General features: G+C 43.9%; 15 protein-coding genes. 1 reads left to right on the forward strand and 14 read right to left on the reverse strand.

Annotation, left to right across the window (positions count from 1 at the left end; genetic code table 11):
* Positions 1-4: 4 nt before the first annotated feature.
* The 8 genes from OKX56_RS01595 to OKX56_RS01630 all read right to left on the reverse strand — a co-directional run bounded on the left by OKX56_RS01595 (position 5) and on the right by OKX56_RS01630 (position 6936).
* On the reverse strand, positions 5-409 hold the full coding sequence (locus OKX56_RS01595; protein WP_019225344.1) for a ferritin-like domain-containing protein: 405 nt from the start codon (positions 407-409) through the stop codon (positions 5-7).
* Positions 410-539: 130 nt separating this feature from the next.
* Positions 540-1247 (reverse strand): hypothetical protein, encoded by a 708-nt coding sequence (locus OKX56_RS01600; RefSeq protein ID WP_019225343.1) that lies wholly within the window; start codon positions 1245-1247, stop codon positions 540-542.
* A gap of 31 nt (positions 1248-1278) precedes the next feature.
* Positions 1279-2349: a hypothetical protein gene (locus tag OKX56_RS01605; protein ID WP_019225342.1), complete on the reverse strand. Its 1071-nt coding sequence runs from the start codon at positions 2347-2349 to the stop codon at positions 1279-1281.
* On the reverse strand, positions 2346-3350 hold the full coding sequence (locus OKX56_RS01610) for a phosphodiester glycosidase family protein (RefSeq protein ID WP_019225341.1): 1005 nt from the start codon (positions 3348-3350) through the stop codon (positions 2346-2348). Before OKX56_RS01610 ends, OKX56_RS01605 begins: the two co-directional genes overlap by 4 nt.
* Positions 3347-3913, reverse strand: coding sequence for an ANTAR domain-containing response regulator (locus OKX56_RS01615; protein WP_019225340.1), 567 nt, complete (start codon positions 3911-3913; stop codon positions 3347-3349). The genes OKX56_RS01610 and OKX56_RS01615 overlap by 4 nt, the downstream gene beginning before the upstream one ends.
* A gap of 198 nt (positions 3914-4111) precedes the next feature.
* Positions 4112-4666, reverse strand: coding sequence for a hypothetical protein (locus OKX56_RS01620; protein ID WP_019225339.1), 555 nt, complete (start codon positions 4664-4666; stop codon positions 4112-4114).
* Between the two features lie 157 nt (positions 4667-4823).
* Entirely contained in the window at positions 4824-5747 is a 924-nt protein-coding gene (locus tag OKX56_RS01625) for an ATP-binding protein (protein WP_336570953.1), read from the reverse strand.
* A gap of 445 nt (positions 5748-6192) precedes the next feature.
* Positions 6193-6936, reverse strand: a complete 744-nt coding sequence (locus OKX56_RS01630) for a DnaD domain-containing protein (protein ID WP_019225338.1) — start codon at positions 6934-6936, stop codon at positions 6193-6195.
* A 202-nt stretch (positions 6937-7138) separates the two neighbouring features.
* Between OKX56_RS01630 and OKX56_RS01635 the strand changes: the two genes are divergently transcribed.
* Entirely contained in the window at positions 7139-7729 is a 591-nt protein-coding gene (locus OKX56_RS01635) for an HD domain-containing protein (protein ID WP_015042643.1), read from the forward strand.
* A gap of 6 nt (positions 7730-7735) precedes the next feature.
* Here OKX56_RS01635 and OKX56_RS01640 read toward each other — a convergent pair whose 3' ends face one another.
* The 6 genes from OKX56_RS01640 to OKX56_RS01665 form a co-directional block, all read right to left on the reverse strand.
* Complete coding sequence (locus tag OKX56_RS01640; RefSeq protein WP_019225337.1) at positions 7736-9484, reverse strand: MBL fold metallo-hydrolase RNA specificity domain-containing protein; 1749 nt, start codon at positions 9482-9484, stop codon at positions 7736-7738.
* A gap of 40 nt (positions 9485-9524) precedes the next feature.
* The gene (locus tag OKX56_RS01645; protein ID WP_015042641.1) at positions 9525-10163 is read right to left on the reverse strand and encodes a response regulator; all 639 of its coding nucleotides are present in this window, start codon (positions 10161-10163) and stop codon (positions 9525-9527) included.
* Between the two features lie 17 nt (positions 10164-10180).
* Positions 10181-11302, reverse strand: coding sequence for a sensor histidine kinase (locus OKX56_RS01650; protein WP_287895402.1), 1122 nt, complete (start codon positions 11300-11302; stop codon positions 10181-10183).
* Positions 11303-11494: 192 nt separating this feature from the next.
* On the reverse strand, positions 11495-11734 hold the full coding sequence (locus OKX56_RS01655) for a thioredoxin family protein (RefSeq protein WP_287895404.1): 240 nt from the start codon (positions 11732-11734) through the stop codon (positions 11495-11497).
* A 44-nt stretch (positions 11735-11778) separates the two neighbouring features.
* Entirely contained in the window at positions 11779-12780 is a 1002-nt protein-coding gene (locus OKX56_RS01660; RefSeq protein WP_015042638.1) for a permease, read from the reverse strand.
* A 59-nt stretch (positions 12781-12839) separates the two neighbouring features.
* Positions 12840-13121 (reverse strand): ArsR/SmtB family transcription factor, encoded by a 282-nt coding sequence (locus tag OKX56_RS01665; RefSeq protein WP_025205616.1) that lies wholly within the window; start codon positions 13119-13121, stop codon positions 12840-12842.
* Positions 13122-13311: the final 190 nt, after the last annotated feature.

The following is a 13311-nucleotide window of genomic DNA, read 5'->3' on the forward strand; positions in this document are numbered from 1 at the left end:
TTTCTTATCTTTTTAAAAACGATATGAACCACACGGCATGGTTCTGCTCATCAGCGGCGGCTCTTTTGAATTGTTCCTTAATAAAAGGATCCTGGGTTTTTTCAGCCACATCCAAATAGAAATCAACCGTCTCCTGCTCATCCTTAAAAGAGGACTTCAAACCTTCCCTGTAAGCAGCAGGACATTTCTCCGTAATCTGAGGGTTTGGGTTTACCCCTGTGATTTCAGTAAATATCTGCGAGAATATTTGATAATGGCGCACTTCATCCTGGCGGATCTCCATGATCCGCTTTTTTTCTTCGTGATTCGGCGCTTTTTCTGCCAGCTTCGCATAACAGGCAATCGCACTATACTCTCCGTTGATCGCCTTGGCTAAATCCTGAGCTAATGAGTTCATACCCGGAACCATATTGAATACCTCCCCCAACTTAATCATTGTTGGTTTATTTTATCTGATTAATTCAGGGGAAGTGCCTGGCTATTATTTTCCTGATCGGAAAATTTTTAAGCGTCCAGGATTAAGCGTCCGGGAAGGCTGTTTACAGTATTCGGGCTAATTCTTTTACACTTTCCGCCAGGGCACCCATTAGACGGTGAAATCCAGGGCCATTTTGAGCTGGAACCCGGTAATGTTTGTTGATCTCTATCTGTACTGCCGGAATTCCCAGTTCGTGTGAGACAAAATGGGAGACGGTATTCGCGCCGGAAGCGGCAAAAAAGTCCGTCGAAACTCTGGCTAAGCCGAAATCCCGGAAGTTTTGTTCCAGGATTTCCAAAATATTCACCTTGCCAAGCAGGTTCTTCTTTTGATTCGTGCCCAGGTCCACATCGAAATCTCTCTCCCGGGCAGCCCCGTGAATGTCCAGAACGACCTTTACTTTCTTTTCACAGCAGAAGCTGGCGATCCGGTCTTTATACATGCAGGGATTGTCGGCATTTGGGTCTCCACCGTAGAGCTTTGTTGCTGCTATGGCATGGCATCCCGTCAATTTGTTTAACAGGAAGACAACGGAGCCTGTGAACTGATCCGACATCAGGATCTTTTTCTGCCTGTAATGCCTGACCGCATGCGGGGCGGACACCAGCACCGGAAGTTCCCCGCGCGTTAACAGGAACGGCTCTTCCTGCCGTGGATTGACGCGTTTGTCTGTTTTATAGAAATATACTTTTTCTATATTGACTGCTTCTTCATTTAAGCGGGCCCGGTTATATTCATTTAAAACCTTTTCAGGCATATTCTCCATCATGGTACCTCGTTAACTTTAAAATTGACATGAACTATACTTCCCTCCAGTAATAAACAGACTTCTCGTTTCCCGGCAAAAGCTCCAGGTACAAATCACCCGTTGGAGCTAAGATGATGACCGTATTGGATTTTGTGGCGGACACATCCGGTAATCTCAGCCATTGATGTTTACCGTTAGCGGAAATGACGTCCAGGCGTCCCTTGCTTTTGATCATGACCTGATTCGTATTGCTGATTTTTGTTTCTGTCTCCGCATACGGAATCTCCCCTTGCCAGACCACGGTTTCCGTCATCGCCGGGCCGGATGGCTGTACTTGATAAACGGTCACCTCCTGAAGAATGTTCCCGCTGATTTTGCCAACATAGATTTTGTCGTCACGACAGCCAAGCAGCGTATCTTCAGGATCAACAGAAATATGATTCTTACTGCCGGCCTGATAAACATCAATCGTCTTGTTCATCCCCATTCTGCTCTCTGCATAGATGCTGCCGAATTTATTGGAAACCGCAATGTTTAGAATTTCTTCTCCCTGCTGATTCACCCTGTTCAGGGTCTTCATAATATCCATTGTAATCAACTGGTGAGTCTGATTGTCATCCTTAAACAAGATAAATAGCTTGTTCGTATACGTCGACATTTCAATTTGCAGCACCTGATCGACCGCAAGACTTAATTCCCTGTCCAGCATCGGTTTAAAGCTGTTCAATTCAGAAGAGCCGGTGCTGAAATCCACTGAATATAAGCTTGTTACGGCGTTCTTGTTCTGCTCCCTGATCAGATAGACCATACCGTTCCGGTCCGGAAGCCAAGCGAAGCCAACAATCTTTGCCGTGTCCTTTTCCGGACTCTCCGCAAAAATTTTCGTGTTGGTCGTCAAGTCAATGACTTCAAGATAACGTCCAGTTTGATAAGCCAAAAACTTTTTATTGTATGACAGCATGAAACTATCAGCCTGACTGAGATCCGTCTTCAAAACATAAACCTGATTAATGTGCAAAGAAGGGTTTAACAGCTGATCTGCTTTCCAGTTCAGCAGCGCATAAACAGCAAGCTGTAAGACCAGGGAAAGCATTATCAGCCAGATCATCCATCGTCTTTTCAATTCTGCCCCACCCCACTCTGATTCTTTCCTGGCATGACCACAAAAGCTGTAGGCATATAACGTTCACCGTAGATGTTCCACAGTTGATTGATAATCCGACCTTGATAGAACAATTCCGTTGAAGAACCGCCGTCAAGATTCACTGCATTTTCAGCCCCGTATTCTATAAATACATTCATCAGATCCCGTAGTGTGGCTCCCATACTCCATTCAGGCTGTCTGCCGTCGATCACAACAAAAACAACCGTACCATCGGCTTTTTGCCCGATTCCTGTTCTGGGAGCAAGGCCCTGACCTCCGTCACCTTTGATCTGAGGCTCTCCGTTCAGGATAAGGTTTGGCTCGAAGCTGACAGCCTGCTGAATCCCTAAGTTCCCGATCAGTCCGGACGAGAGTTCCTGGGCAGATACTGTCCGGAGGATCAGCTTGCCTTCCTTATTAAAACCGATCAGATTCGCACTACTTTCTGCGTTCAGGTTTTCATGAATGAGCTGCCCATCCCTGACGGTGATCCCATCCGGATAAGCGCCGTTCCCCTGAGAATTCGGATCATAAAAGCCTCCGCCATTTATACCGGCTACCGCACCCTCCGCAGTGACCAGTTCTGATAAGCGTTGTCCGGCTACGCCAATCTCTTTGGTAGCCGCTACTTCAATCTGAAGAGGATTACGTACGAGCATGACAATGCCTTTAAAATATTTACCTTGAATATTCTCTAGCCTGATCCCGTTTTCTTCATCCACAATTTGATGGTCAATATGCTGGATGACAGGTTCCACGGTAACTGATGTATTTCCATATTTCTGAGTGATCTCAGCAATTTTTTGATCCGCTAAAAAAAAATCCGCGACTTGAGGATGGCGGGACGACAGAATCGTACTGACTGTAACATAAGTCAACGAATGAAAAGGACCGTAAAAAACAATGAAAGGTCCTAAGAGGATGAACAACAACATATTCCCAACGATGAACCGGATCAGAAATTGTTTTTTTGTTATCAAGGTCTCCACGTTCCTTTTACGACTTCGGCAGCGATTGCCCGAATTGTTTTTCTTGAGGTCATCGCTTCTGTTCGAATCGAGGCATAGGCTGTTTCTTCATCCGTCCCGGCTGCAATCAGGATTAAAATTGCCTGATACACCAGTTTTCTTGTTTTAAGTTCATCATTTAATTTATTCATTTCTTTGCGCAGTTCTATTTCTCTGTTAAACCGGTGTTCAGCCTGGGCAATCCCGGAGACGACATCTATCGCTCTGAGCGGAGCCGTCATGATATGGTGGACATTGGTTTTCAGCGCAAAATCCAGGTTCACATAATCCTTTTGATCAAGCACGAAAATAACCGGACAAATATTGGCGTGTACGAGATTCTGAACAAGATCAAGCGGCGAAATCCCATGGATATCCCCTCCGCAAATGATCAGGTCAGGCTCAACCCGCTGCGCTATGCGCAGAGCCTCTATACCGCTGTCGGTCCTTGCAATCGCCTGATAATTGGCTAAAGGCAGGATGGCATTCAATTCATTAATTTGTTTTTCCTGGCTAATCAGTATGGCTCTTTTCATTTAGTCTCTTTACTCCATCAAGAAATCGGTCAACAGTTCTATTATACTATTTGGCAAGGCAAAAAAAAATAAGTGCTTTGTACCAAGAATTTTTTGGATAACAAGGTACCAGGCACTTAATGATACTATATTTATAAGCTTCTAAGCAATGATTTTTCCTTACACTTTGTTTTACTACGGTTACATGGTTCGATAAAGTCAGGACTTTATTGACGAATCGACATTGAAAACCACCCTGGCTTCCGTATTTTGAGACGCACCGCCTTCAAGATTGGCTTTGATCGCCAGTACCATCTCATGCTGGCCTGCCGTCGCACTCTTACCGGTTGCATCACCTAATGCTTCAATATTTTCAAAGGCAATTTTAGCTGTTGCTCCGGGTTCCAGTGTCGGTATAATCCCTTCCTTGCTGATCTGTTTGTTTTTATCTTCCAGGGACTGAATGGTCAGGACAACCGGCACATTGGTCATCGTGTTCTCGGTCATGTTTTGAATGATCGCAGAGACTTTAAAATGACTTGCCGGTAGGATCTGAACTCCCTTAAACATTTCCTCCCCATAAGTGATGTCCCGGATGACAATTTGAGGATCAAAATCAATACTTACAATTTTAATCTCAGGTTCTGTTTGTTCCGGAGTGGAAACGATCTCCGTATTTCCGATCAAGCTGCCCATAAGGCCAATAAGAGCAACCAATATGACCAGTCCTCCGACAAACAAATACCTTCTTTTAATAATGAAGAATTTAGCCAAGTGTCTGCACCTCCATAAAACCATTTCTAATAGAAAACCTATGCATGCTTTTCATGGACATGCATAGGTTTATACCCGAAAAATCCTTATGGTTTGAGGAAATTCGCCTTAAGCAGACAGCTTAGGAAAATATCTTAGCGTTTTTCTGATTGTACTCTTATTTTTTATCCTTTTTTAATCCTTCCCGTTTTAAATAATTCTGCATCCGGATGTCCTGCGGTGCAGACAAGCGGAAAATCCTGCACATCTGAAGAAGCCGGGAGCAGGTCCGTTCTCCCAAATAATGATCGATCTCATCAAAATCAAGATTGGTCGTAATGACAGTCGGCAGCTGCTCGTTCATACGGTAATTCAAGATAGAGTAGATCCGGTTGCGGGACCATTCGGTATAATTATGCGCACCCAGGTCATCGAGAATCAAAATTGGTACGGTTCTGGCAATATCCAGCAAGTCGTATTCCGTATTTTCACTTTTATTGCTGAATGTAGCGCGCAGTTCATCCAAAAGGTCCGGGACAATCAAAAAGAGCAGCTTGTGATTATTTTCCAGAATCTCATTCGCGATGGAAGCTGCCAAAAACGTTTTGCCACTTCCGACGGAACCCGTGAAGAGCAGCCCGACTTCATGGGGATTTGTCCGGACATTTTTTACAAACTCCCTGGCGGCCCTCAGTGCTTTTTGGGCATTCAGGTAATCTTCCTGATCCTGCTGGGTGTTCCGATAGTATTCTAGGCTGAATTTTTCAAAACGGCAGTTCATCAGCTCCCTGGACAGACGTGCATATTTAAAGCTGTTTACAATCCTCTTTTTCTCCATACACGAACAGGGTACCGCAGTATCCCCGTTCAGGATGATCCCCCTGTCTCCGCAGAGCGGGCATACGGCACCAGACTCGGTATTCATTTCAGGCTGAATATTTAACTGAACCTTTGACTCCGTTTTCTGCTGATTGACTGGATTTAGATCCGTTGTAGTCTGGATTCCAGTCCGATCTTCAATGTTCGCGTTTCCCTGATTCGGCAGCACTCTCTCCATGATACGATCCGTTCTTTCCAGATCAAATCCCTCCTCTGACAACAATCTCGTTACCTTTCAATGATCTCTATCTACTTATGTTTCAAATACCATTTTAACATGCGAGAAAATGTTCTTAAAATAACCCCACAAATAATGAGATACATTCCGACGATCAGACCTGCTTGTCTAAGCCAATAATCAGTCTGGGGATCACAGCCAAGCCCTAACATGCTTGTTATTAGTCTGCGTGCCACAGTTCCAGCGTCAAGCGGAGCATGGAGTGCGTAGCGCGGCCTTTTGACGGCCACGGATGGCCTAATGTCGCAATGCCATGGATGGCAAGGAGCGACGCGTCACGGAGGACGCAACGGCCGAAAGCGGAATTGTGGCGCGCAGACAAGCCTTAAGAAATTATGTTAGTCTGTGGCCTACAGACTAACCCTAACATAATGGACAATATACAAAAGGTTAATTCAATAATTTGTGCATGTAATTTAAGAACACAGTACTAAAGATAAATATTATCATATTTGCTTTTCGTTTTTGGTAAGCCTTTCAACGGCTTGACATTTTTCCTGTTTTGTCTGGACTGGAAATTCTGATCCTCAGCCTCGACTTCCAGACGCGTTTTGATCCCCTTCTTCTCCCACTCTCTTAAAATAGAATCGAGATAGCGGAAACTCCGGATCCCGGCGCCAACGCCTCTTCGTAAAGCCTCAATTATCAGTTCTTCGGAATACGAGGCCATCAGCCATTTTTCAATATGTTCACACTCCAGACCGGTTAACGGCCTCCCTAATTCCTGTTCAAACAGCGAAGTCAGCTTAGCCTGAGAAAGGTCCGGCATATTCTCTGTGTTCGTTTTGCCATTACGTTCACTGCCTGAGGACATCTGCTTAAACTCATTGATTCCCCATAATTCCAATAACTGATCGATCAGCCCGCTGAAATCATATTCACGGTTCGTGCCTTTTTTCGCTTTGCGGCTATTGACAGAAAGCAGTCCCCTGGTCTGAAGATTCTGGATCATGATATTGTATTCTTCAAGCGAGAGTCCCATTTTCTTGGTGATCTGTTCCTCAATACGATCACTGTTCGTACTTGACTCAGTCATCATATGAATTATCAGCATCATTTCCTTGTGACCGATTCCAAGTTCCGTATAATGATTAAGAATAAAATCAGGAATTGAAACAGAACCGGAAAATAAAAGAGCTTGACAAAAGCCCCCGTATACCTTGTTTTTTGACAATGCTACCACCTCATACCATTCATTGATGTTAGAAAAAAATTATTGGCATTATTGCTACTATTCTATATATTACACTATTACTGTCCTGAAATCCTAAAGATTTTAGGAAGAAAAACAATTTTTTTGACGACATTTTTTCCATGTATTGGAAGGACTTTTGCGTTTTTTTGCCGTAATACTTAACAGAAAGGTGGTGCAAGATATGGATATCTCCAAAGAACTATTTCAAATTATCAACCAATCCGGTGCCCATCCGGCTCTTGGCTGGAAACACTGTCAGCGGGTCTATCATTTATCCAAAGAATTATCTCAGCATCTCAACCTGAATGATGAAGTACTTTATATTTCTGCAATGCTTCACGATACGGGAAAGTACCCGATGTACGCGCTTCCCAACGTCGATCATACCCTCAGATCAAAAGGCGTCGCGATGAACCTGTTGAAGAGCTATCACTTTGAGCAGGAAAAACTGGCAAAAATTCTGGACGCCATTGAATGCCACATGTATTATTCCGAGCCGGGGAACAGTGACGAGGCTATTTATTTAAGGGACGCCAATATCCTCGATAATCTCGGAAACATCGGATTAATGAAACTACTGAGCCTTGTCGGACAGGACGAGCTGATCCCGAGTCCCGATGAGGCTTTAATGCGGGCGCAGACCTTTGCTGAAGCACTGCCCAAAAAAGTGTACTCCAAGACCGGCAGGAGAATTGCTGTCAAACGGCGCGAAGAGATCATGCGTTTTCTGTCAGGGATTAAGCGTCAGACCTCGGAGTATGCCTGGATCTGATTCGTTTTACCGTTTCATTCTTGTTTTTAAAAGATCAGAAATGCTCTCAAAGGTATCAATCAGGTTTTCATAGTCTTTGCGCTCATTGCTCCTATCAATGAATAGTTTCAGGTCTTTGCGTAGTTTTGTATAGGCTCTGTTTGCTTCGGAAAGCAGAACTTTTCTCCGGCGTTTGAAGGCTCTTCCCGCTGATCCTTCTTCTGAAGATCTTTGCTTAACAGATTTGGACAGATGTGACTGCCATTCCTGAGGCGCAGGATAACCCATCCTATCTTCAATTTCCTTTAGCCAGGGCTTGGAAGGCTTCAGACGCTTGATTTCACCGTCCGCTATCTCCAGGCATTCACCCAGTTCCGGAATGATTGATGCAATCCCGAATTTTTGCTGGACCAGAGATGAAAACGCCTGAATCGCATCATCTTCGCCATGGACCAGGATGAGATGCTCTGCGTTGCCGCCGGCGGCTTTAAGCCAGGCCAGCAATTCATTCTGGTCCGCATGCGCTGAAAAACCTTGGAACGCAACGATTTCGGCGTTGACCGCCACTTTCTCCCCATGGATGGTCACTTCTTTGGCACCGTCAGTTAAAAACCGGCCAAGTGTCCCTTGAGCCTGATAACCGACAAAGATGACCGTGGCATCGTACCGCCACAGATTATGTTTTAAATGATGCTTGATTCTTCCGGCATCAGCCATCCCGCTAGCCGAAATAATAATCGCGCCGCCCTGTATCGCATTCAGCCGGATCGAATCCTCCGCGGTTTCACTCAAATGAAGATTCGGCATGGCAAACGGGCTTTGTCCCGCCTCCAGCAGCTGCTTGGTTTCCTGATCAAAATTCCGGGTATTCCGCCCAAATATTCTCGTCGCTGCAACAGCCAGCGGACTATCGATGTAAATCGGCATTACCGGAATTTTTTTGTCATCTTGAAGTTTGCGCAGGTAGTACAAAAGATCCTGTGTCCGATTTATGGCAAAAGCCGGAATGATAATATTGCCGCCTTTTTGGTGGGCATTATTAATGACCCTGGCCAGGTTTTCCATTCGATTGGTTTTATCCGGATGAATCCGGTTGCCGTAGGTTGTTTCCATCACAATCATACAGGCATCTCGTATACCATCAGGATCCTTAAGCATACACGCTTCTTTAATCCCTTCAGGATCTTCGACATAAGGCTGACCGGAAGTCCCGATATCCCCGGAAAATGCAATGGTTTTCGTCGTGTTGTTTTCTTTGACGCTGACAATGACATGGGCCGAGCCCAAGATATGCCCGGCATCGGCAAACTGAAAGGACAGCGATTGCGAGATCGCGGTCTTTTGATTATAGGCCGCCCCGACAAAGTGCTTTTGAGCATTCACCGCATCTTCAACCGTGTAAATCGGTTCGATTAATGGAGCATCCGTCCTGCTGTGCTTGCGGTTTTTTCTGGTGACCTCCATTTCCTGGATGTGCCCGCTGTCCGGCAGCATCACAGAACATAGTTCTATGGTTTCCGTCGTCGCATAGATCGGCCCGCTGAAACCTTTTTTGATGAGCTTCGGAATAAGCCCGGAATGGTCAATATGGGCGTGCGTTAAAATCACAGCGTCAAGAAGGTTGGGATCAAAAGGAAACGCGCCGTAATTCAGTTCTTTCATGATCTTGGAACCCTGAAACATTCCACAGTCAATCAGGATTCTGGTATCTGTTGTTTCCAGCAAATAACAGGACCCCGTCACAGTCTGACTGGCACCATAAAAACAAAGCTTCATTCGTATTCCCTTCTGCAGCCTTCTGAAGCCACAAAAAAATTTATTCCAGAGTAATAAGTTTCGTCTTCACTGCTTTCAAAGCAGCCTGGGTGCGGTCTTCAACCTCTAGTTTTCTAAAAATACTGGAAAGATGATTTTTTACTGTTTTTTCACTTATAAACAGAGTTAAGCCAATATCTTTGTTTGACGAGCCTTTGACCACATAGGTAAGTATCTCCATTTCCCTGTTGCTTAATCCGAAATGATCTTTTGGACTGTTCGGATTGGAAAGCTGGCCAAGCAGTTTGCCTGTTACCGACGGGGACAGAATGGGTTCTCCAGCATATACTTTGCGGATGGAATCAACCAGGGCTTTCGGTATAACGTCTTTCAGCAGGTATCCAGCCACCCCAAGCTGTAATACCTGGAACACCTTTTCATCCGAGTCATCAACAGTGAGAATTAAAATCCCAATGTTCGGGAATTCCCTTCTGATGACTTTACAGGCTTCAAGACCATTTACCCCAGGCATATTCAAATCCATCAGCAGAACATCAAACGGCGTCTTCCTCGCCATATTAATTGCCCCTTGACCATCTCCAACTTCGGATACAACCTGAATGCCTTCTTCAAATTCCAGAATTCTTCGTAATCCTTCCCTGAGAAGCGGGTGATCATCGGCAATTACAACCCTTATCATCTTGATCCTTTCCTCCTTTATTCAGAATATGGAATGTTAAACGTAACAACAGTGCCCTTGCCCAGTTCTGATTGAATTGATAATTGTCCGGAGTAAGCCTGAATTCGCTCATTAATTCCAATCAAGCCGAAATGGGCACCGGAATTATCCAAGCCATTGCTTATATCAAATCCTTTACCATCATCGATAATCTGACCGACAATTCTGTCATCCTGAAAATTCAAATGAACCCTGCACTTCGGGGATTCTGCATGTTTGGCCACATTGGTCATCCCTTCTTGAACCAGTCGGAAAAGGGCCACTTCTACGGAAGAATCAAGCTCCCTTTCTTGTCCTTCCACGATAAGTTCACAGGTCAGCCCATACGTTTTTTCAAAATTTTTCATATAATGATTGATGGTATCAACAATTCCCGCCCCATTTAAAGGAATTGGCCTGAGTCCGAAAATGATTCTGCGGATATCCTTCAGATTATCCCTGACCAGCATATTCAGTTCTTTCAATTCTTTTTTCACCTGGCGGTGATCAAGTTCCAGAAGCTTCTCGGCTATTTCCAGACGCAGAACAATGTTGGCCAGACTCTGGGCGGGACCGTCGTGGACTTCACGGGCGACCCTCAGGCGTTCTTCTTCCTGGGCCTTGATGATCTGAAAAGCGGTTTCTTTTCTCTGGTCACTGCTATAGAACTGACTAATCTCACTGATTCCTTCTTTTAAAAGCCGCAGGGCAAGACTGACCTGGCTCATCAGGTCCTCAGCCTTAATCACTGTGATATCCAAATTTTTTAACGTTCTTTCGATTTCATCCCTGCGGGAACGCAGCTGAAGCTCTTTCGCCTGGAGCAGTTGCAGTTCTACCTGTGCATCCTTTGTTTCTGAATACGCTTCGAGCATCTGCTTCTCATTGAACTTATCGAAGTTCTTGTTGACTTCCATCAGCTTCCGACGGAAGCGTTTTTCTTTCATAAACTGGGTATCCACCATTTTGATGGTGTCTTCGATTTCCCTGCGCATAAATTCCAGTTCTTTTTTTAACCGCTGTATTTCGTTGCGGGTCATCTCATAGATGTTAAATATTTCTTCTTTACCGTTCTCGATTGCGTTGAGCGTTGATTCAAAGACAACAGTTAATTTATCCATAGCGTGACTCCTCAATAATCATTTAATGAGTCAATTAATATCTCATTCGACATTTTCTTAATATTTCCTACTTAAGGCGGACAAAAATAAAACTATCCACGGTATTCCGCTAATAACAAGCGAGTACTTCTTGAATCGTACTCGCTTTCAATCACAGAAACTATTATATTGAAATCAACAGCATCATTTTTTCTACCTCGCAGTTTCTAAAAGCTTTACAATTTCCTTAGGTTTTAGAACTTTTCCAAAGGATACCACCTTTTCGTCAATAACCAAGGCTGGCGTGGACATCACACCATAGGCTATGATGTCTTGAATATCGGTAACTTTGATTACTTCGGCAGCAACGCCCGTCTCTTCCAAAGCAACTTTGGTATTTTCAGCAAGGGTAACGCAATTTTTGCAGCCAGATCCTAAAATTTTGATAATCATATTCAATGTCTCCTTTTACTTGAAAATTTAAAGATTATAACCTCTTATATGAGCAAATATCCGAAGGCATTAAATGTATAACCGATGATAAGAATACCAATGGTTACAATCCCTGCAAATATGATAAGCAGTTTCATTTTTACAACTTTCTTGAGCATGATCAACGACGGGAGAGAAAGTGCAGTTACAGCCATCATGAAGGATAAAGCAGTTCCCAGACCAACTCCCTTGGCCACTAACGCTTCCGCAATCGGCAGCGTCCCAAAAATATCCGCATACATTGGAACCCCTGCCAATGTAGCCAGCAATACCGAATACCATTTATCCTGACCCAGAAGCAAGGAAATCACGTTTTCAGGAATAAAATTGTGAATCACGGCACCTATACCGACACCTATTAGAATATAGACCCACACTCTTCTCACAATATCACGAACCTGATCTTTAGCAAAGTCCAGCCTTTCCCGGGCTGTTAACTGCTCCGGTTCTATTTCCGGCATTTTATTGCTGAATACAAACGGTTCTACATACTTTTCCAGCTTTGCTTTGCTAATCACGGTTCCGCCGATCACTGCCAGAATCAAGCCGACGACAACGTAGGCAATGGCAATGGTCCAATTAAAGATACTTGCCAGCAAAAGCACCGAAGCCAAATCCACCAGGGGGGATGATATTAAAAACGAGAAAGTAACACCGACGGGAAGCCCCGCACTAATAAAGCCAATAAAAAGCGGAATAGAAGAACAGGAGCAAAAAGGCGTTACCGTACCGAGTAAAGCGCCAATAATATTTCCTGAAATACCGTTAAACCTGCCGAGTATTTTTTTTGTTCTCTCCGGCGGGAAAAAGCTTTGGACATAAGAAATGACAAAAATCAGGACGGCTAGCAAAATAAATATTTTAAGAACGTCATAGATAAAAAAATGGAGACCGCCTCCCCAGCGATCCTGGATACTAAACCCTAATACATTCTCAACCAAGCGCTTTACCAAATTTGAAAGCCATTCCATCCTGAGCAATTGGTTGTTTAGCCATTCAAATACCATCTAAGTCACCTTCTTGCTGTTTATTTGTTTAATTCAATAGTTATTTTTTTTACTTTTTGTTACATTGATTTTTGTAACCTTATTAAAAAGCCGGCAATGACTTCAAGTTTACTTTCATTGATAGAATACCGCATCCAGATGCCATCCCGCCTGCCATTCACCAGACCGCTTTCACATAAGATCTTCATGTGATAAGAAAGCGTGGATTGGGTTATGTTGAACGCTTCGAGTATCTTACAAGCACATAGTTCCCCATTGCCCAACATGTCAAATATTTTCAATCTTGTTTCATCAGATAATGCTCTCATCGCTAAGGCATAAGCTTGATAATTTTGTTCCAATTCAACCGCCCCTGTTGTAGGTTTATATATTGATAAACATCAATATGTTTATATATTAGTCAAGACATTGATACTTGTCAATGTCTATGGTATATAAATATTCGGCAAATCGCAGAAAACCTAAGTAAACCTAAAGCACTGGTGAACTGGAAACTTGTAGCGAGTAGCAAAGGTCGAGATTAAACGATGA

It is taken from the genome of Dehalobacter sp. (assembly GCF_030063005.1).
GTDB classification, from domain to species: Bacteria; Bacillota; Desulfitobacteriia; order Desulfitobacteriales; family Syntrophobotulaceae; genus Dehalobacter; species Dehalobacter restrictus.

What these genes read in the sequence shown, in the direction of transcription:
- OKX56_RS01600 (WP_019225343.1), bottom strand. Translation starts at nt 1,247, where the DNA reads ATGATGGAGAATATGCCTGAAAAGGTTTTAAATGAATATAACCGGGCC.
- OKX56_RS01655 (WP_287895404.1), bottom strand. Translation starts at nt 11,734, where the DNA reads ATGATTATCAAAATTTTAGGATCTGGCTGCAAAAATTGCGTTACCCTT.
- OKX56_RS01635 (WP_015042643.1), top strand. Translation starts at nt 7,139, where the DNA reads ATGGATATCTCCAAAGAACTATTTCAAATTATCAACCAATCCGGTGCC.
- OKX56_RS01595 (WP_019225344.1), bottom strand. Translation starts at nt 409, where the DNA reads ATGGTTCCGGGTATGAACTCATTAGCTCAGGATTTAGCCAAGGCGATC.
- OKX56_RS01660 (WP_015042638.1), bottom strand. Translation starts at nt 12,780, where the DNA reads ATGGTATTTGAATGGCTAAACAACCAATTGCTCAGGATGGAATGGCTT.
- OKX56_RS01645 (WP_015042641.1), bottom strand. Translation starts at nt 10,163, where the DNA reads ATGATAAGGGTTGTAATTGCCGATGATCACCCGCTTCTCAGGGAAGGA.
- OKX56_RS01640 (WP_019225337.1), bottom strand. Translation starts at nt 9,484, where the DNA reads ATGAAGCTTTGTTTTTATGGTGCCAGTCAGACTGTGACGGGGTCCTGT.
- OKX56_RS01615 (WP_019225340.1), bottom strand. Translation starts at nt 3,913, where the DNA reads ATGAAAAGAGCCATACTGATTAGCCAGGAAAAACAAATTAATGAATTG.
- OKX56_RS01650 (WP_287895402.1), bottom strand. Translation starts at nt 11,302, where the DNA reads ATGGATAAATTAACTGTTGTCTTTGAATCAACGCTCAACGCAATCGAG.